The 24,642-nt window shown below is 60.1% G+C and carries 22 protein-coding genes; 7 read left to right on the top strand and 15 right to left on the bottom strand.

Annotation, left to right across the window (positions count from 1 at the left end; all coding sequences use genetic code 11):
* Positions 1–51: 51 nt before the first annotated feature.
* Genes andAa through andAc form a run of 4 tightly spaced genes read right to left on the bottom strand, consistent with a single transcriptional unit; the run spans position 52 to position 3,350 of the window.
* Positions 52–1,269, bottom strand: coding sequence for an anthranilate 1,2-dioxygenase system ferredoxin--NAD(+) reductase (andAa, locus tag P0D68_RS22055; protein ID WP_408302895.1), 1,218 nt, complete (start codon positions 1,267–1,269; stop codon positions 52–54).
* A complete protein-coding gene (gene andAb, locus P0D68_RS22060; RefSeq protein ID WP_408184766.1) occupies positions 1,259–1,582 on the bottom strand; it encodes an anthranilate 1,2-dioxygenase ferredoxin subunit AndAb in 324 nt (107 codons plus the stop codon). The genes andAa and andAb overlap by 11 nt, the downstream gene beginning before the upstream one ends.
* 10 nt (positions 1,583–1,592) lie before the next feature.
* Positions 1,593–2,066: an anthranilate 1,2-dioxygenase small subunit AndAd gene (gene andAd, locus P0D68_RS22065; protein ID WP_408302897.1), complete on the bottom strand. Its 474-nt coding sequence runs from the start codon at positions 2,064–2,066 to the stop codon at positions 1,593–1,595.
* 12 nt (positions 2,067–2,078) lie between these two features.
* Positions 2,079–3,350 carry an anthranilate 1,2-dioxygenase large subunit AndAc gene (andAc, locus tag P0D68_RS22070; protein ID WP_408302899.1) on the bottom strand — a complete coding sequence of 424 codons (1,272 nt, stop codon included), beginning with the start codon at positions 3,348–3,350 and terminating at the stop codon, positions 2,079–2,081.
* A 209-nt stretch (positions 3,351–3,559) separates the two neighbouring features.
* Here andAc and andR point away from each other — a divergent pair, with 209 nt between their 5' ends.
* Positions 3,560–4,525, top strand: a complete 966-nt coding sequence (gene andR, locus P0D68_RS22075; RefSeq protein WP_408302901.1) for an anthranilate 1,2-dioxygenase regulatory protein AndR — start codon at positions 3,560–3,562, stop codon at positions 4,523–4,525.
* Between the two features lie 206 nt (positions 4,526–4,731).
* Complete coding sequence (locus P0D68_RS22080) at positions 4,732–5,685, top strand: IS5 family transposase (RefSeq protein ID WP_408302903.1); 954 nt, start codon at positions 4,732–4,734, stop codon at positions 5,683–5,685.
* A gap of 499 nt (positions 5,686–6,184) precedes the next feature.
* Here P0D68_RS22080 and P0D68_RS22085 read toward each other — a convergent pair whose 3' ends face one another.
* From P0D68_RS22085 to P0D68_RS22110, 6 genes are all read right to left on the bottom strand, one after another.
* Positions 6,185–6,355, bottom strand: a complete 171-nt coding sequence (locus P0D68_RS22085; RefSeq protein WP_408302905.1) for a hypothetical protein — start codon at positions 6,353–6,355, stop codon at positions 6,185–6,187.
* A gap of 65 nt (positions 6,356–6,420) precedes the next feature.
* Positions 6,421–7,611 (bottom strand): porin, encoded by a 1,191-nt coding sequence (locus tag P0D68_RS22090; protein WP_408302907.1) that lies wholly within the window; start codon positions 7,609–7,611, stop codon positions 6,421–6,423.
* 645 nt (positions 7,612–8,256) lie between these two features.
* Positions 8,257–8,526 carry a DUF4148 domain-containing protein gene (locus P0D68_RS22095; protein WP_408302909.1) on the bottom strand — a complete coding sequence of 90 codons (270 nt, stop codon included), beginning with the start codon at positions 8,524–8,526 and terminating at the stop codon, positions 8,257–8,259.
* Between the two features lie 123 nt (positions 8,527–8,649).
* A complete protein-coding gene (locus P0D68_RS22100) occupies positions 8,650–8,889 on the bottom strand; it encodes a non-oxidative hydroxyarylic acid decarboxylases subunit D (RefSeq protein WP_408184758.1) in 240 nt (79 codons plus the stop codon).
* An 11-nt stretch (positions 8,890–8,900) separates the two neighbouring features.
* Complete coding sequence (locus tag P0D68_RS22105; protein WP_408302914.1) at positions 8,901–10,322, bottom strand: non-oxidative hydroxyarylic acid decarboxylases subunit C; 1,422 nt, start codon at positions 10,320–10,322, stop codon at positions 8,901–8,903.
* Positions 10,323–10,330: 8 nt separating this feature from the next.
* Positions 10,331–10,912, bottom strand: a complete 582-nt coding sequence (locus P0D68_RS22110) for a UbiX family flavin prenyltransferase (RefSeq protein ID WP_408184756.1) — start codon at positions 10,910–10,912, stop codon at positions 10,331–10,333.
* Positions 10,913–11,681: 769 nt separating this feature from the next.
* Between P0D68_RS22110 and P0D68_RS22115 the strand changes: the two genes are divergently transcribed.
* Positions 11,682–12,563: a LysR family transcriptional regulator gene (locus P0D68_RS22115; RefSeq protein WP_408302917.1), complete on the top strand. Its 882-nt coding sequence runs from the start codon at positions 11,682–11,684 to the stop codon at positions 12,561–12,563.
* 426 nt (positions 12,564–12,989) lie between these two features.
* Here the strand turns inward: P0D68_RS22115 and P0D68_RS22120 are convergent, their stop codons facing one another.
* Entirely contained in the window at positions 12,990–14,090 is a 1,101-nt protein-coding gene (locus P0D68_RS22120) for a Gfo/Idh/MocA family protein (protein ID WP_408302920.1), read from the bottom strand.
* Between the two features lie 440 nt (positions 14,091–14,530).
* On the opposite strand from P0D68_RS22120, the gene P0D68_RS22125 reads away from it, so the two are divergent.
* Both P0D68_RS22125 and P0D68_RS22130 read left to right on the top strand, forming a co-directional pair.
* Complete coding sequence (locus P0D68_RS22125; RefSeq protein WP_408302922.1) at positions 14,531–15,430, top strand: LysR family transcriptional regulator; 900 nt, start codon at positions 14,531–14,533, stop codon at positions 15,428–15,430.
* A gap of 1,052 nt (positions 15,431–16,482) precedes the next feature.
* Positions 16,483–16,863, top strand: coding sequence for a helix-turn-helix domain-containing protein (locus P0D68_RS22130; protein WP_408302924.1), 381 nt, complete (start codon positions 16,483–16,485; stop codon positions 16,861–16,863).
* Positions 16,864–17,661: 798 nt separating this feature from the next.
* Here the strand turns inward: P0D68_RS22130 and P0D68_RS22135 are convergent.
* The 4 genes from P0D68_RS22135 to P0D68_RS22150 all read right to left on the bottom strand — a co-directional run bounded on the left by P0D68_RS22135 (position 17,662) and on the right by P0D68_RS22150 (position 21,347).
* The gene (locus P0D68_RS22135) at positions 17,662–18,555 is read right to left on the bottom strand and encodes an NAD(P)-dependent oxidoreductase (protein WP_408184751.1); all 894 of its coding nucleotides are present in this window, start codon (positions 18,553–18,555) and stop codon (positions 17,662–17,664) included.
* Complete coding sequence (locus tag P0D68_RS22140) at positions 18,552–18,863, bottom strand: putative quinol monooxygenase (RefSeq protein ID WP_408184750.1); 312 nt, start codon at positions 18,861–18,863, stop codon at positions 18,552–18,554. Before P0D68_RS22140 ends, P0D68_RS22135 begins: the two co-directional genes overlap by 4 nt.
* Positions 18,864–18,899: 36 nt before the next feature.
* On the bottom strand, positions 18,900–20,258 hold the full coding sequence (locus tag P0D68_RS22145; protein WP_112008907.1) for an NAD(P)H-dependent oxidoreductase: 1,359 nt from the start codon (positions 20,256–20,258) through the stop codon (positions 18,900–18,902).
* A 180-nt stretch (positions 20,259–20,438) separates the two neighbouring features.
* Positions 20,439–21,347, bottom strand: a complete 909-nt coding sequence (locus tag P0D68_RS22150) for a LysR substrate-binding domain-containing protein (protein WP_408184749.1) — start codon at positions 21,345–21,347, stop codon at positions 20,439–20,441.
* A 193-nt stretch (positions 21,348–21,540) separates the two neighbouring features.
* Between P0D68_RS22150 and P0D68_RS22155 the strand changes: the two genes are divergently transcribed.
* Both P0D68_RS22155 and P0D68_RS22160 read left to right on the top strand, forming a co-directional pair.
* Positions 21,541–22,569 (top strand): TRAP transporter substrate-binding protein, encoded by a 1,029-nt coding sequence (locus tag P0D68_RS22155; RefSeq protein ID WP_408184748.1) that lies wholly within the window; start codon positions 21,541–21,543, stop codon positions 22,567–22,569.
* Positions 22,566–24,455: a TRAP transporter large permease gene (locus P0D68_RS22160; protein ID WP_408184747.1), complete on the top strand. Its 1,890-nt coding sequence runs from the start codon at positions 22,566–22,568 to the stop codon at positions 24,453–24,455. The genes P0D68_RS22155 and P0D68_RS22160 overlap by 4 nt, the downstream gene beginning before the upstream one ends.
* Positions 24,456–24,642: the final 187 nt, after the last annotated feature.

Here is a 24,642-nt window from a genome sequence, read left to right on the forward strand (position 1 = left end):
CGTGAGCGAATGCAGCAATTTCGCGCCTGACATCGCCACACCTTCCTCACGTTACAGCAACGATCGCAGACCCACTGCAGGGTCGGCAAGCAGTGCGGGATCGAGCACCTTGCCGGACGCAACGAGCCGCTTGCAGGCGCCCATATCCCGACCCGAGTTGATCGCGACCACCGCGCGCAAACGCCTGTCCGCGTCGAGCGCGAGCAGACTAAACGGGCCGTTATGCGTGTCGCCGCGCGCGATCAGCGTGTGCGACGCATCGATGGTGCCAAGCGTCTGGATATTGCAGTCGAACTGATCGGACCAAAGCCACGGCCATTCGACGTATTCCTGCGCAACGCCAAGCATGTTCGCCGCTGCAATGGCGGGCTGATTTTCCGCCACTTGCCACGACTCGATCCGAACGTGACGACCCAGCAGCGGATTGAAATGCATGGTCACTTCACCCGCCGCGAAAATACGTGGGTCGGCCGTGCGGCACCGGGCATCCACCACAATGCCGTTGTCCACCTGCAACCCCGCCTCTTGCGCCAGTTTGACGTTGGGCAACACGCCGATCCCTACCACGACGATATCTGCCTCGAGCGTCCCACGATCTGTTTCAATCAGTGCGCGGCCATTCTCGTAGCCTATGCTCAACGGCGTTTCGTCGAGCCTGAGCGTCACGCCGTGCCGCGCGTGAAGTGCTGCGACGAAACGCGCCGCCGCTGGCGGCAGCGATCGTTGCAGCAGTGCCGCCGCCGGCTCGATCACCGTCGCCTCGCAACCCGCCCGAGTCGCCGAAGCGGCAACTTCCAACCCGATAAAACCGCCGCCCAGAATCGCGACCTTCCTGCCCGACCCGAGCGCGCTTCGCAGCGCCAGCGAGTCGGCCAGTGTGCGCACGTAGTAAAGCGGCACACGGTGATCCACAGGTCCGGCGAATCTGCGCACGCGCGACCCGGTTGCAAGCAGCAGCCTGTCGTATCCGATCGGACTGCCACCGTGCAACCTCACCTCGCTGCGCGCACGGTCGATCGACTCGACCGTGGTCGCCAGTCGCAATTCGATATCATGTGCGGCGTACCAGTCTGGCCGGCGAATGAACGCCCTCTGTTCGCCACCCTCCACGAGCAAGGCGTCTTTCGAGAGCACCGGGCGGTCGTATGGCGCATGCGGCTCCTCGCCGAGCATGACGATCCGCGCGTTCGGATCACGTTCGCGCAACGTTTCCGCCGCGCGCCGCGCGGCATGGCCCGCGCCCACGATCACATGGCGATCAGTCGACATGAATCTCGACCCGCGAATCGACGACACGAATCGGGAACGCACGCACCGGCTCGGTGATAGGTGCGCAACGCGGCGCGCCAGTGCGAATATCGATCAGCCCTTGATGCAGCGGACATTCGACACAGCCGTCTTCCACATAGCCGTCCGACAGACGCGCGTGGCCATGCGAACATAGATCGTTCAGCGCGAAAACTTCGTCGCCGAGCCGGAAAACCGCGACTTGCCGCTCGCCTGCAATGATGGCGGCCGGTTCTCCTTCGACAAAATCGTCGAGTGTCCCGATGGTTTGCCAGTTTTCGAGTGTCTGTTCCATAGGGGCTCCGTCAGATCGGGGTGGCGAGCAGCGTCTGCACGCGCGACGTGTCGTACACCACGCGCTTGCTGCGATAGCGCAGCCCCTCGGGCGTACGCACCACGCAGTCGTAATACTTGCCCGCCTGATACACGTCGGACTCGCCATTCGAACGCGTCTGCACCACCACGTAGCTGCTCTCGGTTTCGATCACGCCGTCTTTCTCTCCCGTGACGACGAGGCCCGACGTCATATGCCGGTACGTGTGGTCTTCATAGATGTTCGCGTTACGCAGCGACACCACGCGATCGCGCAGCATGCGCTGGTTCGTGCAGTGAATGATGCCGATCGGCAACCCCATGTCGGCGTTTTCCTTCGGCACGATCTCGTACGTGCAGTCCTCGGTGAATAGCGTCGGCCATGCTTCGAGCCGGTCGTTGTCGAGATTGCTGATGTACTGGTTCTGCAGCATGTGCAATTCGAACCACAATTTCATCGCTTCCATGTGCATGCCTGTTTAATAGCCCATCAATTGCTGATACCCGACCCAGAAGCGGCGAATCAGGCTTTCCGTAATCACCGTGTCCTGCTGTTCGGGATTGCCGCGTGACATCTCTATCACCGACGTCGCGTCGCCGTCGCGAATCGTGCCGCGTTGCACGAGTTCGGTGGCCTCGGTGTCTTCCATCGAAATATAGCCGGCAGGCCCCACGAGATTCGCCTGCTTGACGCGCAGAGCCCGCAGTTCCGGCGTGTCGTCCGTGTAGCCGAAAAAATGGAAAATCAGTTCGAAATTATTCGGACCCTTCGGTAACAACTGGCGCGCAACCAATGTGTTGTGGATCTGCTGGATCACGAGCTGCGGGAAGATGGGTTGAATATGGTTCGTCGTGTCTTCCTCGTACTCGGAGATGTGGCCGAGCACGGTATCGTCTTCGAGCGAGAAGCCCTCGTCCATCGAGCGGATGTTCTGCTGCTTGTACGCCGCCGAGGTGTCTTCGCCTGTTTTCGTCACCGTGATGATGCTATGCAGACCGTGCGTTGCGTCCGGGATCGAGCGCGCCTTCATGCCGACGCGGAAAATGTTGAAGGTGGTATGGAACAGATGCAGCATGCTCGCGTGATACGGATCCTTCACATTCTCGAAGTACAACTTCCAGTTCGACTTCGAATACTGCCTCGTGCAGCCGAGATATTCGATCGGCTTGTGGAAGATGCGATCGATCCACGGGCGCATTTCCGAACCCAGATACTCGGGCAACGGCACGACCTCGTCGCTGAAAGTCGCGAATACGAGGCCACGATAGCTGTCCACGCGCAGCTTGCGCAGGCCATGATTCTTCGGATCGAAGTCAGTGGGCATGCCCGTCATGCCCTTCTGGCCACGACGGAACGGCACGCCGAGCAGGTTGCCGCTATTGTCGAAGCTCCACTGGTGATACACACAGGTATGCGACGTGGCGTTGCCGCGCGCCTTGCGGCACACGGAAGCGCCACGGTGCGCGCAGCGGTTCACCCACGCCGAAAGCGCACCGTCCTCCAGACGTGTGACGACCACCGGCGTGTCGCCGACGAAAGTGCTTTTATAGTCGCCGGCTTGCGGAATTTCCGCTTCCAGTGCAACGAAATTCCAGGTTGGGCCGCGGTATATGCGCTCCTGCTCACGCTCGTACACTGCTTGCGAACTGAATACCTTGTACGGTACACGCGACCCGTCGTCGTGCGGGAACACGACGTGATCCGTATCCCTGTTGCTGATAATGCGCACGGGCGTTTCGGCCATTTCCATGCTGATGACTCCGCTAGATTGCTGGGTACTGCCTGTATGAGGGACCGTCGCTTGCAAACAGTTTTTTTGACGGCTGCGGACTTATTTTTGGAGATCCAAAATAGCGGTGCTATCCGCTTCTGGCAGTACTCGCGCCGCCTGTCCGATTCAGGCAGTTTTCTAAACGAAACCCGTTGCGGCCGGAACTGGGCACCTTATCCTTCGTCGCCATGACCCGTTCCGATTTCCGTCCCCATGCGCTGCGCGATCATCGTTTGTTCGAGTCGAAGGACCTGGACGAGACGCGCGAACTCATTTCGCGGGTGATGCAGCCCCATTCGCTGGCGCCATTCGGCGACGGCAGCGGGCGCTCGCATATGGATTTCGTGAAGATCGGCCGGCTCGGAATCGGCACGATCGGCTTCGGCAGCGGCATGCATGTCGACGTCGAAGCGGTGGACGGCTATTACCTGCTGATGTTTTGCGTGTCCGGCAGCGCGGAGGTGAAAGCGGCGGGCCGTACCATCGAAGTCAACGACCGGCAAGGCGTGGTTCGCGCACCCGGTGAGTCTTTCAGCGCGAAGCTCTCGCCACAGTGCGAGCAGCTCGTGTTACGTATCGATCCCGCCGCCTTGCCGCACGACGCGACGCTCGGCGCGGAACCGGGCGGCGCGCTCGTGCGCTTCGCGAGCGGCGCGATGCGCGCGTGGCAAGACCAGTTGAAGCTGATCGCCAGTTCACCGGATCTGCTCGCGAGCGCGTGCGCCAATGCTCGCGTCGGCGAGCACGTCGAGTCGCTGCTGGTCAATCTGCTCGCGGCGGGGTCCGCCGAGCGCGACGCTCCGGCCACCTCCGTGCTGCGCCCGGGCATCACGCCGGGGTTCGTTCGCCGGGCCGAGGACGTGATGATCGCCCGCCTTGGCTCGCCTTTGCAGCTTGCCGAACTCGCCGACGCGGTGGGTGTGCCGGTACGCACGTTATGCGACGGCTTCATGCGCTTCCGTCAGACCAGCCCGATGCACTATCTGCGGCAGATTCGACTGGATCGCGCGCGTGAACTCATTCTTGCGACGTCTGCGGACGTACGCATCGCGGGCATCGCACTCGATTGCGGCTTCACCCACTTTGGACGCTTCGCGCAGAGCTATAAGGAGCGCTTTGGTGAGTCGCCCTCCCGGACGGCGCGACTCAGGTAAAGTCGACGGCTTGTATGCGCATGGTCCGACATACACCGGCATCCTGCGTGATCGGCGCTCACGATAATCCTGTACGCATTTCCCTGTCGTAGGGCCGTTTTCTCCGCAGTGGAAATGAGAAAAGGCAAGGGAAGGTCTGCAAAAGTCCTGGCGCCGACGTACGGGTAGACTATCCTGGTAGATAGGAAAGTCTAAGAGGTTCTTCGATGACGCAGCTTGGTCTTGGTCTGGATCTGTCAACGAAACGTACACGCAAACGGGAATTTCTCGACGAGATGAGGCGCGTTGTGCCATGGTCGAGGTTGATTGCGTTGATCGAACCGCACTATCCGAAGGGTAAGACTGGACGGCCGCCGTTCCCGATTGCGACGATGCTGCAGATCCACTTCATGCAGCGGTGGTTTGGTCTGTCAAACCCGGCGATGGAAGAGGCGCGTTATGACGTACCAGTGTATCGTGAGTTTGCGGGGCTGGACGAGGGGATGACGCGTTTGCCGGACGAGAGCACGATTCTCCGGTTCCGCCACCTGCTCGAAACGCACGGCCTGGCTGCGCAGATGCTCACGCTGGTCAATGAGATCCTGAGCGAGAAAGGCTTGATGCTTAAAACAGGGTCGGCGGTCGACGCTACCTTGATCTCTGCACCCAGCTCGACGAAGAACGGCTCTGGTACACGAGACCCGGAAATGCACCAGACGAAGAAGGGAAATCAGTGGTACTTCGGGATGAAAACGCATGTCGGCGTGGACGCAGAGTCGGGGCTGGCGTGCACCGTCATCGGTACTGCCGCCAACGTTCACGACATCAACGCGGCCGAAGCGTTGTTGCACGGCCAAGAAACGGATGTGTACGCTGACGCCGGATATCAGGGTATCGAAATGCGCTGCAAGGCAAACGCGGTTCGCTGGCATGTCGCGATGCGGCCAGGCAGGCGTAGAGAACTGGACCTGAACGATCGTCTGGACGCGATATACGATCAGATTGAACGTCTGAAGGCCGGCATCCGCGCCAAGGTCGAACATCCGTTCCGAGTCCTCAAACAGCAGTTTGGCTACACGAAGACCCGGTACCGGGCGTTGATGAAAAACACCGCCCAGACCACGACACTATTTGCGCTGGGCAACCTGTGGATGGCACGTAAGGCTTTGCGGAAAGCGTGAAATGCTCGGAGATTGAGGCCACAAGTCTCAGCAAACAAGGGGCGTCGCGGTTCAAAAGCCAGACGACCAACCTGTCGGTAGATTCTCATCTCTGACTCGGTCCAAGTGGCAAGAGATCGGCGCTCTGAAAACGCGATGTGTAGACCTTCCCTAGGTGTTGGTGAGTGGGTGATTTAGGAAAATTGATCAGATGCACACGGCTGCACGCCAGCCGCAACGAAATCGCGACTGACGAGAACGAAAAAAAGGCGATGTAGAGGGACCTCGCCGCCCGTGAACGCATGCGTCACTCGGCGAATATCACGTGACATTCCCGTCTCCCGACCGACGAAGAATCCCGCATCGCCTGTCTGCCCGCCTCTCAGTGCTCCTTGGGGTCACGCAGACGTAGTTTTTCGGAGATCACGCGACACAAGGGCGCCCCCAGCGTCAGGCGCGTGTCGATTTCGAGCGCATCTGTTCCGAGCACCTGCGTGACTCGGCTTGACGTATCGCCGCCCTACAGAATCAGACGACGCAACTGCAGGGCCTTCAGCACGGCATCCGCGATCCCTCCGAGCTGCTGTCCGAGCGTGCGGCCACCGCGATGACGCGCATCGTCGCGGGTCATGCCTTGTGCCAAGAGTGCGTCCAGCATCTCGCCGATGCGCGGATCGCGCGCAGTGTGCATGATAACGCTGCGGCCGTCGCGAAACGCCTCGAGCGCGCAATTCAGGGTGACGAGCTCCCGGTTTATCAGAAAGCGATAGCCAGCCCGAACATCGCGACAAACTGATTCGGCGTCGACGATGGCGTCGTGTTCTGCGAGTCCCCAACGATCGGTCGTGCATCGATGATATCGCCGCTACCGCCAACACCGAGCGTTTTACCCGAGGCGTGCTGATAGGCCTGCAAAGCATACAAAGTCGTGCGTTTGGAAAAGTGGTACAGCTCCTTTAGCGAGACCTGCTGGTAGCGGGCCGCGTCGTCGATGCCATTGGCGGATGACGCGCGCGTGTAGCTATAGCCAGCGGCTAAATCGACCGCGGTGCTCACCCGATAACTCACCAGCGCACCGTAGGTGTTGAACACGGCGGCATCGCCGAAAAGCGAATTGCCATCCGGCTGATAAACCACGTTCGAATAGCTCAGACCGAACACGAAATCGCCAACTGTATAGTTGGCGGCAGCCGCGACCTGCTGGACGACTCGTGCCGACAGATAGCCGTTGTTCAGCGCTGAGTGAGGAAATTGCGAGCTGCCGTTCGGGTCGAATCCAACAGTGTTGCCCGTGTTGTACATCCTGAGATAGGCGGCCCCGATCGCGAGCGGACCGCCGTCATACCGCAGCGCAGCGCTGATGAGACTGCCACGTTGCACGCTGCCGGGCACGCCTCCGAACCCGTACTGCACGCTGCCCCGAATCCCATGGATCGACGGGGACGCGTACGTTACCGAATTGTTTGCGCGAATGTCGATATCGAACCCGTCGATATCGCCGGGATGTGCGCCGGTCGCTCCGGTCAGGTAGGTCACTGGCCCTAGCGTGCCTACGAGCAGATAGTACGGTGTGTACTGACGGCCTAAAGCCACCGTACCGGCCTGTGTGTCCTGCAGTCCGACATACGCATAGCGGTTGAAAGCCAGCCCGGCCGTTTGCTCGGCGCCGGTTCCGGAATCGAAGCCCTGCTGCAAGTCGAAAATCGCGCTCAACGTCGGACTGAGCACCTCCATCCCCTTGAACCCGAACTTGGACGCATACAGATTGCCTTGACGCAGGTACAAGTTCGAATGGCCGTTCTGATTGTTCGCGTACACGATGGCTTCGTCGACGTTCCCGTACAGGGTGACACTACTTTGCGCGGATGCGGGCAACGAGACGGCCGCGGCGCAAAGAACTAGTGGGCGGCGAAGGTAAGTGGGATTGAATCTCAAGATAAATTTCATCAGTTGTGGTCGGCAGCGCGGTTCTGCATAGTGCCGAAAGCACCGACAGAGACGGCTAGCATTGGCAACGTGGTGGGCTGGCCGTAGTCCCTATCAAGCCCGAATACAGGTCAGGCTCCTCATTCGGGGTGTTGGGCTCGATGTTGCCCCGACTGGTGCGCATTTTCCTGCGTTCAAAAGAGCGATGCCCAAGCACTTGGCTTAGGTTGCCAAATCCGCACGCACGGGGGCTCGTTAGCCAAGTGATTTGAGTGTGTGTCCGCGGGATGCACGATGGTGGTTACAGCATCAAAACACAGTGTCGCCGAGGGACGCCTCGGTGTGCTTGATAGTGCGCTTACGCGTTTCAGGGGGCAGCGCCAAGCACGTCAACGATCAGGGTTCGTAGTTGCTGAGGCGTGTATGCGGAAGAAGCCGATACACTTCAAATGCATATCGGTTGCAGGTCTGTTGGCGTATTTGAACGCACCGACATTGCGGGATACCGTTGTAGCTGTCAGCCGCTGGGGGCATTGTATTCCGAATTCAGACGCGATTGCGCTGCATGCGCTGCGAGGCCTTGATTGGGTATGTCGAAAAATCATGAGGGTAGCTGCAATGCGCGGTTTTGTATGGCGCAGCCGCTCGAGGCGGCCCGCATTCAGTTTAATGATTGACTACGATCGGTGGGGAATATGAAGACATCGTCGTATCGGTTGCCGTGGTTGCCTGGGCCGAGAGACGTGCCTGAGCCGCTTGGATTTCGGCCGGGTAGCTGGCGTCATTGCGGCTCGCGGGGTTGTAGCCGACAGCCTCCAGTTGAGACATTTCGGCTTTGACCTGCTCCCGGGAAACGGGTTGTGACGATTGCGCAAGAGCTGCAACGGGCAGCACCAGTGCACCAAGTACCGCGATTGCCTTGTTAAGCACCTTCATTTTTTGGAACCTCAAACGTTTCTGAAATAATGAGACGGTGACACATGCGTCATTCGTCCGTGTTCCCGGCGTTCAGACGCCCAGGCAGCGCTGGGCATCTATCAATGAGCTGCGGTCAAGCTGTTACAGGTTGCGAAGCGGCGGTACTGCCGGCATTACGTCCGCCTTATCCAGCTCCGCACGGTTGAGCTTGAACTCTGGGTTGTACTTCGCCGGGTCGGTGATGAACTCGGGCTCGGTGCTGCGCCATGCGAAGAAGCATTCTTCGCAGTGGTACACCTCCCACACACCGGGGACGGGAGATTGCGTCAACGTTTCCGTCTTGACGGACTCGCAGCGGGGACAGACATGCTTCTTACTCATTTTATTTTCCTTTAAGCCGGGGAGAGCATATTGCGCAACTTCTCGACCCACTCTTCTGTGTTGATCGGATCGCTCAGTTCCTGTGAATAATGGCCGTGCTCTTCTGGAGCAACAGGGGTCGTCGCGTCTATGACGAGCTTGTGCGTCATACCGGCCGGGTCGGATGCGGGATCGAGCGGCAGGACCGACAGACCCGGAACCGTAACGAGGTCATACTGCGGATTGAACTTCGTCGACAGCGCCCACATCACTTGTGGCAAATTGAACGGGTCAATGGTTTCGTCCACAACGATCACCAGCTTTGCGTAACCGAAGCCGTGCGGCGTTGTCAGCACACGCATGCCGACGCCTTTCGCGAAGCCACCAAAGCGTCGCTTCGTCGAGACGATGACCACGAGCCCATGGGTGTACAGGGCGTTGACCGCCTGTACTTCCGGGAATGCTTCCTTCAGCTGGACATGTAGCGGAGCGCATGTGTTCACACCCATCAGGTAGTCGATTTCCGTCCACGGCATGCCAAGGTACAGATGCTCGAATAGAGGATTACGACGATGCGATACCTTAGTTATTTCGACTACCGGCATCTGGCGAGCACCGGAGTAATGACCCGTAAACTCGCCAAACGGTCCCTCACCTTCGCGCACACGCGAGAGGATCTTGCCCTCGAGCACAATTTCCGAGCCCCAAGGAACCTGCAGTCCCGTATGTTGCGCTTTGACGACCGGATACGGCTCTTGCGCGAGAGCGCCGGCCATCTCGTATTCGGATTGGTTATAGAGGATAGGCATCGCGGCGACTGTGCTGATCAGCGGGTCGTTACCGATGCAGATTGCAATGGGCAGATCTTCGCCAATCTCCTCGGCTTTGCGCAGATGAATCGCGATGTCGTGTGCAGGCACCGGTTGGATACCGATGCGATTCTTTCCTTTCACCTGAAGGCGATACATCCCGACATTCTGTGTGTTGGGATTTTCCCAATCGGTGACATCACGCGACACGATGCACGCCTTGTCGATATAGAAGCCGCCGTCGCCATGATTGAGGCGGAACAGCGGAAGGATGTCAAACAGGTTGATGTCTTTGTCGACGACAACTTCTTGCCACGGCGCAGTTTCGCGTTCGTCGACGACACCGGGATAGGTCTCGTAACGGCGGACGAACTCGTGGAACTGTTCCTTTAGGGGTGTCTCTTTAGGCATGCCCAGCATAAGGGCGTGGTTGTACCAGGAACCGTGAACGTTCATCGCAATGCGTGCGTCCGTGTAGCCCTGGATGTTGTCAAAAAGCAAGGCAGGTGCAGTTTCGCCAAGCTTGTTGACCGCGCAGGCCGCCGCGCTGATATCCGGCTCGGGAAGAACCGGATCCTTGAGCTGGATGAGTTGTCCTTCTTTGGCGAGCGCGTCCAGATAGGTGCGCAAGTCCTGATATGCCATGGTGTTTTCTACTCCTGTTGAAGAACCTGTTTCATCCCCGTCCATCGTTTTGCGGCCGGGTGATCCAGGTGGAACTGATCGAGAATGCGGACCGCAAGGTGGTCCAGCATCTCGTCGAGATTGGCTGGGTTGTTGTAAAAGGCGGGGGTCGGCGGAAAGATGACCGCTCCAAGGTTGGAGAGATGCAGCATGTTCTCGAGGTGAATCGAGCTAAGCGGCGTTTCGCGTGCCACGATGATCAGCTTACGACGCTCTTTGAGGGTGACATCGGCAGAGCGGGCGATGAGGTTGTCTGCATAACCGACGCGGATTGCAGCTAGCGTCTTCATGCTGCAGGGAACAATGATCATTCCATCTGTATGAAACGAGCCACTCGATATTGATGCGCCCTGGTCCCGGGCGTCGTGGACGGTGTGTGCATACTCTGAAAGTGCCCGAACACTGATGCCGCACTCTTGCTGCAGTGTTGCCCGCGCCCATTGAGAAACGACGAGATGCACCTGGACGTCCATGTCCCGCAAGAACTTTAATATCCGCACGGCAACCGGTGCGCCTGTAGCGCCCGTAATGCCCACGACGATGCGTTTCATAACGATCTCCCTGATTGATTAAGATTCTAGAGACCAGGTCGTCGGGGGGCTATTACCGTTGCCATAACCACTGATACGAAACGCGTATGGCACGGCACAGATGCGTCAAAAACAGCCGGAAAGTGCAGCCTGCACGGCGTACCAGCGCTGCAAAGTGGTATCGCGGTCAACGAGGCGATAACGGATCCCCGAGAGCACCTGCGCGTAGGGAGCGGATTTGTCCCGGATGCTTATTGGTTGCAGGAGGAAAGCGTGGAGTGCAGCGTGACCCGGTAGCAGCGTGGACGCAATACAACGGCAGCAAACTTCATAGAGCCCATCAGGACAAGCGAACATTAAGGTGGTTACACATGTGCGACGAAGATTTGCGGTGGTTTGCGACGACGACCACAACGCAACGCGTAGCCGTCCCTGCGTGTCAAGCTGAAGCTCACCCGAACTTAGGTGAGCGACATGAGGGAAGCCGGCGTCCTCGTGAGTCAGAAGCTCGATAGCGGTCTCGCATTTGGATTCGAGGTTTCGGCCGTTGGTAACTGTCGCGACACTTATTGGCAAAACTAGTGACGGCTGGTGCGCGGCACGCGTTTGAATCGAAGCAATCATGGGGGCGTGGTTAATTTTTTCCTCATTCATGCAGGCAAGGTAACGCTTTGGCGAAGGTTTGCGCCAGTACGAAACTTGTAATCATCCTTATAAAAATCGGAACGCGGTCTTTCGGCGCGCTCCTTCGGGGTATCATTACCGTTGCCCATCAGAACGAGGCTTGGGGATGAATCTGCGTCAGCTTCTGTACTTCAAAACGGTTGTCGAGCACCGATCGCTCGCGGCCGCCTCAGAGGTGCTGCATATCGCGCAACCGCCCTTGAGCGTATCGATTAAACAGCTGGAGGCGCTATGGGGCGTTTCTCTGTTTGAACGCACAGGCCGCGGGCTTTTGGTGACTGACACCGGACTCGCGCTTTACGAGCGTGCTTGTCAGCTGTTGAATAGTGCGAACGAAATCGGCGAGGAAATGGCGGCCCTTGGTCGGGGCGTGAGTGGTCGAGTCAGGATAGGGTTCGTCGCCGCAGGGATCGAGCCCGTTGCGCGTACCGTCGCAGCTCTAGGTGCAGAGCTACCGTCGGTCACCTTCTCCCTCCATCAGGGCGAGCCACGCTTGCTCGAAGATATGATTGAGCGTCGGGCGATCGATTTCGCCCTCACGCACCTGCCCGTGTCAAATCCTGCACTTGCCGTTCATCCTTTGGCGGAGCTTCAGTTCGCGGCTCTATATCGGCGAACGAACGACGACCTTGCACGAGCACCTAGTCTTAGTTTTGCAAATCTCTCAGGGAAGCGGCTGGTTGTTCTTCGGCGGAGTTCCGGCCCCGGCTTCTACGAACGCGTCCTTCAGGAATTTCGTTCCGTGGATGCCCAGTGCAACATTGTTGCCGATAGCTCCGACGTGCCTGCAATCATTGCGCTTGTTCAGCACAATGTTGGTGTCGGTGTCCTGCCTGTGTGGAGTCTCGATGGTTTTCCGGACTCACTCATTGCGCGCCAGATTGTCAGTCAGACGGGTTCGGAAACCTTCGCACTTGTGCACGGCATGGGCCGCCGATTTTTACCTGCGGTTCAGCGTGCGATCGCTGTCTGTACGTCGATCTTTTAGTGCAGGTTTAACAACCTCGCGCCAAGCATCTGACATCTGGCCTCGCGGCGAACTGGGGCGGCGGTTCACCGCTCGGCTTCGAGATAGGATCTGGCTAGCCGCATCGCGGAACTTCGCGGTTTGGCGAAGTTTCAGATGCGTGCGGGAGCTGGATGTTGCTATCGGAAGGCAGTATCCTTTGGGCTACCTAGGGTGGTATGAACCGGACAGCAATTTGCACGCTGTTCTGCTCGCTAGCGGCCATTGCATGCGAGCCCCGCACGGAACCACTAAGGTGGATTGCGGAGCACGGCCCGCGCCATCCGGCCGATTTCACGTGCGACGCATCCGGGAGCGGCGATGGCGAATGCATCGGCCGGTTCAGCCCCTCATTAGACGTAGGCCACCCCGCAATTTGGCGGCGAGCCGACTGCGCTCGCCACCCACTCATGGCGCGTCATTTGCCGCGAAGAATGCTGCCGAGCTGGCGTTGATCCGGTCGATCAGGCGGTGCTGGCGCACTGCGTCCTCGAAGCTGGTGGCCTCATTTGTCCCATTAGCCTTGTCTCTGGCGTACGCGCTGTACAGGTAGGCGACATCCCGGGCGCTGGCGTCCATGCCGGCCATCGGCAAGAATGCAAATTTGGCGGGAACCGGCAATTCCGCAAAAGTTGCGGCGCCGTGCTTCATGCCTTCAATCCTGTGGTCTGACTGGTTCTGGAACGCGTGCGGGTTTGTCATGCGGAGCACGCCCTCGGTGCCCGTAATGTCGATCTGCAGGCCGGTACGGTGAGCCTGACCACCTTCGAGCTGGATCGAAAAGAGCGCGCTACCCTCCAGCGTCCCCATGACAATAACTTCGTTCGCACACGAATACGGCACCTGCTGCCCCGTTTCGGCAAGGGTCGTCATGGGAAATTGGACCTTCGTTATTGCCGCGAGTTGCTTGGGGAAACCCACCGTGCTGAACAGGACGTCATGGAAATGACCGCCATAGATCGGCAGCAGGTGTGTGAAGTTTGCGTCCTCGAGCACCCATTTGACGGCGTCCGGCATCACCGGACCGAACGCGTCTACCCCAACCGACATGCGCACCCCGCGCAAGGTGCCAACGTAATTTTCCTGCATCAGATGCTTCAGATAGCGCACCGCAGGCGAGAATCGCCGTTGCAGGCCGATGACATGCTTCACGCCCTGCGCCTGGGCTTGCGCTAGGATCCGCTCCGACTCGGCAGTGCTTGTAGACAGGGGCCACTCGGAATACACATCCTTGCCTGCGGCGATGGCCGCAGCGGATAGTCGGCCATGCTCCGGTGTGGGCGCGAGCACCACGACAAGGTCGATAGTGGGATGCGCGATCAATTCTTCAGCATTGCCGTACGCCATGCCGATGCCAAACTCGTCTGCATATTTCTGAACCTTTTCCTTATTGCGTCCAGCAAGAGCGACAACGTCAAAGCCTTGAAGGGCCTGCAGGACTGGAATGTGGCCATACCGGGCCCAGCCGCCGGTACCGATGATGCCGACGCGAATACGCTGTTCTTTCATGATTAGTCTCTTCTCGAATTAAAGTGAAGGCTCGGCACGGAACCGTATTCGCCTTGAGCCGCTATGGACCCGCATTTCCATTAATGCCATGTCGCGAACTTAGCGCTATAAGCCCCAACGATCTGCGGCATGGTGCCCCAACCCAAAGCCACGCGCAGCGGACTCTAGGCTGTCCGCCATGTTCAGGATGGCGGCGGTTGTGGCCGGGTCGCCAAAAGCGCAACCCTCGAACCGGGCGGAGAGACCCGTACGACGTCCTCGGACGCTCACGGCTATGCTGACTGTTTTTGTCCACGGCGGACATTTACGTTCGCCCCCGTTCTTTGCCGCGGCCAGGTTGCATAGCCCTTTTCCAAGTCCAATGCTAGGCTTACGCCACTGATAGATAAAGTGGGTGCCCCTTCATTATTTAAGTGAGTTTTTGTCATTAAAGGTAGAGCATGGATAAATTAAGTGGCGTTGAAGTGTTTGTACAGACTGCGTTGGCTGAGAGCTTCGTTGGCGCGGGGCGCACCTTAGGTCTGACCCCGTCCGCTGTCAGCAAAAGTATTTCGCGGCTAGAGGAGCGGGTCGGCGTTCGCCTCTTTCAACGCAGCACGCGCTCCGTCAAGCTCACCTCGGAGGGCCAGGTATTTCTGGAGCGATGCCAACGCATCATGGTAGAAATCGACAGCGCGGAAAACGAACTTTCAGCCATGTCGGACGAGCCGCGCGGGCGCTTGAAAATAGGTCTCCCGTTGGCCGGTGGCTTGCCATTACCGGTGATCTCGGCGTTTATGCAGGCTTACCCCGACATTGAACTAGACCTGGACATTACCGACCGCGTCTCCGACGTCATTGATGAGGGCCTGGATGTCGTCATCCGTGGCGGCGAACTGAATGACTCGCGCTTGATGTCAAAGCGGCTAGGGGCGTTCAGGCTGCATTTGGTGGCGGCTCCAGCCTACCTGGCCGAACGAGGTGAACCAACAAAGGCCGCCGAACTAACGAATCACGCTTGTTTGCACTACCGGTACCCCTCTTCTGGCAGGCTTGAGCCTTGGCCCGTTCGTCACTCGCGAACGGCCGCAGGAGAATTAGCATTGCCAATGACCGTGGTGGTTAGCAGCCTTGAAGCACTGCTCTACCTTGCGCAAGCCGGTCGTGGAATAACGTGTCTTCCCGATTTTGCGATAAAAGAGGCACTCGCCGCTGGTCGGTTGAAGACGGTGCTCGACAGGCACATGACCCGGTCGACCGTATTCTGGATTCTGTGGCCAAGCAGTAAGCAGATGACACCGAAGGTCCGAGCTTTCGTCGACTTCGCTGTAGAGCGCTTCAAGGTTGGCCTTGTGGACTGATGAGCGTGTGGTTGCTTTCAGGTACACGTGGAAGCAGCATCCGATAGCTGTTCAGGCCGACAAGCAATAGCTTGCGGGCACTAGGACACTCAAAACTGTGTCTTGTCAGCGATTGCCGGAGCGTCATCAAAGTCGATCTCAAGAGACCGATCCTTGCTTACGAGCTTCGTAAGCCGTCAAGCCATCGTACCGCGCGCCAATGCCTGCTACTTCGGTATCGGATTAAAACTTTTGTCCACCGCATAGTGGATTGGCATGATCGTCTCCCGTTCAGATGACTGTCAGGAGCCGGTGGGACAGCAGGACAGCGACGGATTCGCGCTCACTGCGCAACCCAGCGGGTCGCAGGGGCTGCCAAGTGCTAATTCGAACTCGCGGCTCACGTGAAAGAACGCAATCCCACCCGAAGTGCTACCCAGCACCCCTTGTCGCGGATGGTCACATCCAAATGCCTGAACCGTTCGTCGCGGGACCGTGAGTCAGTGGCTATGTCATGCCGGTTACGATTGTCATCAAATCGCTCAACCTGAGCCTGCGCACGGCGATCAAGACCGGCAGTTCATTCCCCTCCGACGATCTGTTTTTTGATACTGGATATCAATAGATATGTAATCCTATACATATGTACTGTCTGATTTCTTATTGACGCGCTGCATAGATAGATCGATCAAGGTGACTACCCAATGCTTTTGAGGAATCGGGTCATGAGAAAGAATCACTTCGCATGGAATTTTTTAATTTTTACCATGGACTCAATCTAAGCCATCGGTCCGTGCACTTCCAGTGACGGCGCCGATGCGAGGACTACATATCTATCGGAGGACGAATTTGGAACACTTGATGGTAAGAAATGGCCGTGTTCTTGACCTCGTCAAGGGACAGCTGTCAGAACCGCTCAACATCCGCGTCGAAGGCACAGAACGCTCTCTTGCGCGCGAATATCAATCTGGTCCGCGCCGTTACCGCTGCTCAATGCAGTCCGCCTCGCCACCGAAACGGGTGCTCGCAGTGGCGGGGAACTCGCTGCCTATCGCAGGGATCTGACTGCGAGGATGGTGGCCGCCACATGCGTCGAGGCGGGACTTACCCCGAAACATGTGCCCTTGACGGCCGTCGACGCACGCCGGGAACTCGTGAAAGACATCCAGACGTTTCTCGATTCGACACTCGATCAATCCATCAGCCTCGATCGCATCGCTTGTGAATTCGGCCTGCCGCGACGCACGTTGACGCGAATGTTTCGCGACGTGACCGGCGAATCCATCGTCGACTATCAATCGCAGCAACGTGTGCGTCACGCTTCGCTTCTGTTGCAAACACCCGGCGTGACGGTCGTTATGGCCGCGGCAGCCGTCGGGCTCGATTCGCCGTCGTATCTCGCCCGGCTGTTCCGGAAGTACGGACATGGTCTGCCGCGATGCTTCAAGGTGTGACCTCGAACACGCGCTGGATTGTCAGCAAGTGACCGATAATCTTGCAGTGTCTTGCCGGCAGGCAAGCGCCGTATGTTGATGCCCTGGCGCAGCACGTTGTGCGGGGCGCGCATCGACCGTCGTCGAAGCAACGCGCGATTGCAACGCCAATGTCGCAAGTGAGGTATGGACCGATCCCCTGGGGCCGGCTCAGCACTATCTGTTCCGAATGAAATTCTGAAAGAGCGCGCTTCGAGCTGACACGGAGAGCGATGTCTCTTACATACAGCTATGCGGTCATTCAACTGCACGATGGAAAGGACCGGTATCCGTTCGGCGAGGACGCCACAAAGCGGCCGTTGGCGTCGAGCGAACCTGCGAATGGCTGCTCACCGTGCCGGTTGCTGAACGAGTACAGTCGGCCATAAACCGACGTTCGTCCGACGCGCCGCTCGGACGCTCAGAAGTCGCTTCCGCCCCGTAAGCGGCCGCGCGATTGACGGGGTTACTTCATGGCCGTGGCGATCATCCAACGAGCCGTAAAGCGAGTCGGGTTGTGGATGGCTGGCTTCGTGACGGACGTCGCTACCGATTTTTTTCAAATCCGCGATGAGAAATCGCGCGCATGGCAAGTTACGCCAAATTCGGCTTCGCCGCTTCGTTCTACAGACGCGATATAAACCGCGTGTGGTACGTGGCGCAAGCGTGCGCATACGGCATGTATGTATCAATACCGGCCGTAATCTCTTACGGCCTCCCGGAAGAGAGCGTGGAACGACGCGTGGTGCGTGTTGAATCAAAAATCCGTTCGGTCCAGTGTCATGACACCGGCAAGCCGTTGCGCCTGCGCAGTTCCCGAATCAGTGCGCTGTGGTCCAACTCCCCGTCGCCATGTTCGACCATGTCGGTGAAGAGGCCATCGACGAGCCCCAGTACCGGCAACTCCAGCCCCACGCTTTGCGCGAAACCGAGCGCCGTCTTCGTATCCTTGATTTGATACTTGGCTGGGCCGCCCGGCGCGAAATCCCGCGTGATCATGCGCGCCGCGTGCTGGCGCAGGATGGTCGAGTCGGCGAATCCGCCGAGCAGCGCCGCGCGAACCTGCGCAGGATCGGCGCCGCCGCGCTCCGCAAGCAGCATCGCTTCGGCGACCGTCGCGATCGTGCTCGCGACCATCATCTGGTTGACGAGCTTCGCGAGCTGCCCTGTACCGGCCGGTCCGATGCGCGTCGGACGGCCCATCGTCTGCAGCACGGCGCGCACGCCTTCGAAGACCGGCGCTTCACCGCCTGCCATGATCGCGAGCGTGCCATCCTGCGCGCCTTTCTCGCCGCCGGAGACGGGCGCATCGAGATAGCCGATGTCGCGCGCAGTCGCGGCTTGCGCATGGCGCTGCGCGGTATCGACGGGAATCGAGCTCATCACGATCAGCACGCTGCCCGCGCGCATCCTCGCGATGATGCCGTCGTCACCGAGCAGGATATCGTCGCATGCGGGGCCGGAGCTGAGCATGCAGATCACGACATCCGCATCGCGCGCGGCTTCGCTCGAGTGCCCGACTACCTCGATGCCCGCCCCGGCGAGCGGCGCCGCCTTCTCGCGAGTACGGTTCCACGCCGCGACCCGGTAGCCGGCGCCAGCGATGCGCCGGGCCATCGGCAAGCCCATGATGCCCGTGCCGATGAAGCCTACTGCGAGGCTCGCGCGCATCATGCAGGCTCGCGGCGGCCGAAGCGCACGGGGCGCTCCGCCACGATCAGCGCTGGAAAGCCGGCACGAAATCGATCGAGGTGCGGCGTCTGCAAGTGCGTGTCGAACGCGGCGCGGTCGTCGTAGACTTCGTAGAACATGACGCGCGCCGGCGTCTCGTCGAGCTGGACGATATCGAACTGCCGGCAGCCGGGCTCGTCGGCGAGCGAGTGCCGGGCGTCGTCGCGCGCAAGCGCGAGGAAGTCGCGAACGCAATCGGCCTTCACTTCGAACTCCGCGACGACCACGAACGCTTCGGTTCCGCTATCCATGCTGGACTCTCCATTCGATGCCATGATGTGCGCGCCTCACGCTGCCTTCGCCGGCTTGCCGAGCGCACTTTGTTCCATCTCGCGACGCAGCGCGACGACATCGAGATCGCGTTCCAGTTCGACGTCCTCGAATCGCACGATGGTGTCCTTGGCGACCGGACGCTTGAGCCTAACGTTGTGCGCGAGCCCGATCGGCAGGCCGCCGATGGCCAGGCTCTTCGACGCCGGGATTGCATTGGCCCAGACCGCGTAGCCGCCTTCGCCGTCGAGCATCTCGCCTGGCTTGAGGTCGCGCTTGGCGGTCGCCACGGCGTCGCCCCGGAATTCCTTCGACGACCCCGTCGCTTCGCCGCGAAGTACCGCCGACAGTACGCTCACGCTGGTTTCGAGGCCGATCATGTGGAACGGGCGCCACATCGAGCCGTACCAGCCGGTCGGATCGACGAGCAGGCCGTATTGCTTGAAGCAAGCGCGCGCGTATTCGTTCGGCGCCTTGAACGTGACGAACACGCCGTAGCGAATGTTATTGAACACTTCGCGGCCGTCCGGCTCCTGGCTGGCGGCGATGTCAACGAGACCGCTGCGCGACAAGCGTCCGCCATCTTCCGCTGGCCGGAATACGCGCGCCAGATCGTGCAGGCCGGCGGGAGGAAACGCGAGGCCGTTGTCCGGGCAATCGAGGCCCGTGCCGTTCGCGACCGCCGCCATCTCGATCGCGGCCTTGGTGCCGTCGGTGAAGGAGTTGTACATCTTCGGGTTGAAGTCGCCCTTGGCCACTTCCTCATCGGTCCATCCGAAGAAGCTCCACACGGTGTCCGGCGTCGAATAGCGATAGCGCGGTTCGAAGTTCATGCCCTTGCCGGCGGAGGTCAGCTCGAATCCGCACGAGCGCACCCAGTCGACGAGTTCGCAGATGATCGCGGGCTGGTCGCCGTACGCCATGCTGTAGACGAGGCCGCGTTCGCGAGCGCGCGCGGCGAGCAGCGGGCCGCACATCGCGTCGGCCTCGACGTTGACCATGACTACGTGCTTGTTACCTTCGATCGCGGCCAATGCGTGACGCACACCGGCAATCGGATGGCCCGTCGCTTCGATGATGCATTCGATTTCATCGCACGCGGCGAGCGCGGCGGCATCGTCGAGGACGCACGTAGCGCCGGTCTTGACGGCATCGGAGAGGGTACGTGCGCCGTATTGCTCCGCCGGCCAGCCAACTCGCGCAAGCGATGCGCGCGCCTTGCCGACGTCGAGATCGGCGACGCCCACGACATGCAGGCCTTCGATATGACGGGCCTGCGACAGCACCATCGAGCCGAACTTGCCGGCGCCGATCAGGCCGACGCGAACGGGGCGTCCGGATGCGTTGCGTGCCTGGAGCAGACTGGAGAGATTCATGTGCAATCCTTTGTGGTCGAGACTATGGATCGTGGCCGCGAACGCGGCGCGCGGTGATTGGCCGGAGTGGCGTGATCGAAGGCATGACAGCGGTGCGCCTTACTTGCGAGCAAGTGTAGTCAGGGGCTTCTGACAGAACAATTAACATTTCCGAGGCGATTTGTTAGCCAGGCTTCAACATCAGCGGGCGGCGGGAAGCTGGGACGCCGATTGCCAGGCGGCACGTTCGGCGCGCAGCCAATCGAGGAACAGGATCACTTTCTTCTTGTGCAGATGCTCGAACGGGCAGACGATCCACTGCGTCGTCAGGCGGATCGCCGGAGGCTTGCGCACCGGGCAGATCAACGTGCCGTCGCGCAGTTCGCGCCACATCATGAGCGTGCTTTCGAGCGCGATGCCGATGCCGTCCACGGCGGCATCGATCGCCATATGGCTGCGATCGAACAGCACGCGCTGCCCCGGATCGAGCGGCGCCGCGCGCGCCACCGAGAACCAGTGTGGCCATTGGACCTGCGACTTGATCGAGTAGATGAGCCGATGCCGCTGAAGATCGGCGGCATCGAGACTCGACGGCGCGCAGTACGCCGGCGAGCATACCGGCAGGAACGACTCCTCGGTCAGCGCCTCGACGTAGACGCCCGGCCATTGTCCGGTGCCGTGACGGATCTCGATATCGACTGCTTCCTGCGCGAAGTCGGTCATTTCGTTGGTGCCGTTCAGGCGCACCTCCAGATCGGGATGGCCGTCGAGGAACGAGCGCAGACGCGGCAAGAGAAACTTGGTGGAGAGCGTCGGAGTCGCGCGTACGGTCAGGAGCGTGACGGAGCGCAACCCGCGTATACGCTGAGTCGCATCCGCGATGCGATCGATCTCCTCTGAAATCATCGCGAAGTAGCGCTCGCCGGCTTCGGTCAATGCCACACCCCGTCCGACCTTCGTCATCAACGCCGTGCCCAGGTGAGTCTCCAGCGACTGGATTTGCTGGCTGACGGCCGATGGCGTGACGTTCAATTCCGCGGCTGCGCGAGAGATGCTCCCCGAACTCGCCGCAGCATGAAAAACACTGATGGCCCGCAATGGCAGATACATAATCACCCTTTAGTTTGGCTACACCTTTGCGCAAAATAATTGAATTGTCCTTCACCAACAAGCCTCTTATATTTTGCACACGCAGGGCCGGCAGCGCCTCGACAAGAGTCGAACAAGCGCCGCAACGTGCCGCGACGCCATACCGACAAGGTGGCGCGCGTGCACGTAAGTCCATATAACAGGAGACAGCATCATGAGCACGTCGAACTCGCCGCGCCGCATCTCGCGACGCGCGGTGTTGAAGGCTGCGGCCGCCCTTCCGCTGGTAACGATATGGACCCGGCCTGCACGCGCGGCGGAGTTCAGCTACAAGCTCGCTACCGGGCAATCCCTTAATCAGCCGATCAATGCGCGACTCAAGGAAGCCATCGACCGCATTCGCGAGGCGAGCAGCGGCAGGCTCGAGATCCGTTTCTTCCCCGCATCGCAACTCGGCTCGGACACGGACCTGCTTTCGCAGACGCGCTCGGGCGCCGTCGAATTCCTCAACATCTCGGGCTCGGTGATGTCGACCGTGATCCCGCTCGCGGCCATCACCAATCTCGGCTTCGCGTTCTCGGACTACGATCAGGTCTGGCGCGGCGTCGATGGCGATCTCGGCAAGATCATCCGCGCGCAGATCGACAAGAGCGGATACGTCTCTGTGTCGAAGGCGGCGGACAACGGCTTCCGGCAAATCACCTCCGCCACGAAACCGATCAAGGCGCCCGACGACCTGCGCGGCTACCGCATCCGCGTGCCGGTCTCGCCGATCTTCACGTCGCTCTTTCAGACGCTAGGGGCGAACCCTACGTCGATCAACTTCAACGAGCTCTACACCGCGTTGCAGACGCATCTCGTGGACGGTCAGGAAAACGGCCTCGTCACGATCGAAGCGGGCAAGCTGTATGAAGTGCAGAAGTACGTCGCCGAGACCAATCACATCTGGGACCCGTTCTGGCTGCTTGGCAACCCGCGCGCATTCAACGCGCTGCCCGACGATCTCAAGGCGATCGTGAGACGCGAATTCGACCGGGCGAGTGTCGAGCAGCGCGCGGACGTCGCGCGGCTGAATACATCGCTGAAGTCGCAACTCTCCGGCAAGGGACTGACGTTCGTTCCCGCCGACAGGGACGCGTTCCGCGCAGCGCTCTCGAAGTCCGGCTTCTATACTCAATGGCGCGACAAGTTCGGCGCCAGCGCGTGGAGCGCCCTCGAAGCGGTGACGGGAAAAATATCATGAGCGCCGCGCACAATCTGGAGGTGCCGGGACCGTCGTTCGTGCGCGACGCGCACGGCGAGAGCGTCATCGAACGCTGGTTGCGTCGCGGGATCGAGGTGCTCGCGGCGGCGGCGGTCGTCGGCGAGGTGGTGCTGCTGTTCGTCGGCATCGTGGCGCGTGCTGTGTTTCATCATCCGCTGATCTGGTCCGACGAACTCGCGTCCATCCTGTTCCTCTGGCTTGCCATGCTGGGCAGTGCGCTCGCGGTGCAGCGTTCGTGTCACATGCGGCTGACGTTCTTCGTATCACACATGACACCGCGCGCACAGGCGTGGGCGGAGACGCTGGCGGTCGCTGCGGCGGCTGCTTTCTTCGCGCTCGTGATGCATCCCGCATTCGACTATGTGCAGGATCAGGCTTTCGTCGAAACGCCGGCACTCGGCTGGTCGGGATCGGTGAGAGCACTGGCGATTCCGTTCGGCTGTGCGGCTGCACTGGTGAGTTGCGGGCTGCGTCTGGCGCGGCACGACCGGCGACATATCGTCGGTGCGGTTGCGCTGATTGCGCTGATCGCGGTCGCCTGCTATCTCGTCAGGGCGCCGTTGACGCATATGGGGCAGGGCGCGTTGCTGGTGTTCTTCGTCGGCGTGCTTGGCACGGCGGTGATGGCGGGCGTGCCGATCGCCTTCGCGTTCTCGCTCGCGACGAGCGCCTATCTGCTGACGACGACGTCGACGCCGCTCAGCGTCGTCGTCGGACGCATGGACGAAGGCATGAGCACGCTGATCCTGCTCGCCGTGCCGATGTTCGTACTGCTCGGGCAACTCGTGCATGTGACGGGCGTGGCGCGCGTGATGGTCGCGTTTCTCGCGTCGCTGCTCGGTCACGTGCGGGGCGGCATGTCGTATGTGCTGCTCGGCGCGATGCTGTTGATCTCGGGCATCTCTGGATCGAAGACGGCCGATATGGCGGCTGTCGCGCCTGTGCTCTTCCCCGAGATGCGCAAGCGCGGGATGAAGGATGGCGAACTGGTGTCGCTGCTTGCCGCGTCCGGCGCGATGAGCGAGACGATTCCGCCGTCGCTGGTGCTGATCGCGATCGCGTCGGTGACCGGCATATCGATCGCGGCGCTGTTTACCGCGGGCATCTTGCCGGCGATCGTGCTCGCGTTGGTGCTCGGGGTCGTCGCGTGGTGGCGTGCGGGACGCGAGGAAGAAACGGATGAGAGCCGCGCGGGAGCGGTGAGGGCACCATGGTCGCAGGTACGTCGCACGTTCGTGATCGCCTTGCCGGCGCTGTTGCTGCCGTTCCTGATTCGCAGCGCGGTGGTCGAAGGTATCGCGACCGCAACGGAGGTATCGACTATCGGTATCGCCTATTCGCTCGTCATCGGTCTCCTGATCTATCGCGGCGGCCTCAAGTGGAAAGCCATCATGCCGATGCTGCTGCAGACGGCGGCTCTCTCCGGCGCGATCCTGTTCATCGTCGGGGCGGCGAGTGCGATGGGCTGGGCGCTGACACAGTCGGGTTTCTCGCACGACCTCGCCAGCATGATGGCGAGAGTCCCAGGCGGTGCCGCTGGCTTCATGCTGGTGTCGATCGTCGCGTTCATCGTGCTTGGCAGCGTGCTCGAGGGCATTCCGGCCATCGTTCTGTTCGGGCCGCTGCTGTTTCCGGTTGCGCATCAGCTCGGCATCCACGAAGTGCACTATGCGATGGTCGTCGTGCTCGCGATGGGACTCGGGGTCTTCGCGCCGCCATTCGGCCTGTGTTATTACGCGGCATGCATCATCGGCGAGGTATCGCCTGAAGCGGGGCTCAGGCGGATATGGATCTATCTCGGCATGCTGCTTCTCGGGCTAATGGCGATAGCCTTCGTTCCTTGGATCTCAATCGGCTTTCTTTGAACTTACCGAGTAGATGTGGTATTTAGGGCTGACCACACTTGCCGGTTCCGGCGGTGTGGTTTCGCCCTCGTGCGAGTAGCGATCTGTGTCGTCTCAAGCAAATGTTGGAGGCATATAGCGCGGTAAGTTAGGCCGCTTCAACGTCGCTCAGATAACCCACATCCCATCTTTCGGAGTGAACGCCATG

It is taken from the genome of Paraburkholderia sp. RL17-380-BIE-A (genome assembly GCF_046028085.1).
Classification (GTDB): domain Bacteria; phylum Pseudomonadota; class Gammaproteobacteria; order Burkholderiales; family Burkholderiaceae; genus Paraburkholderia.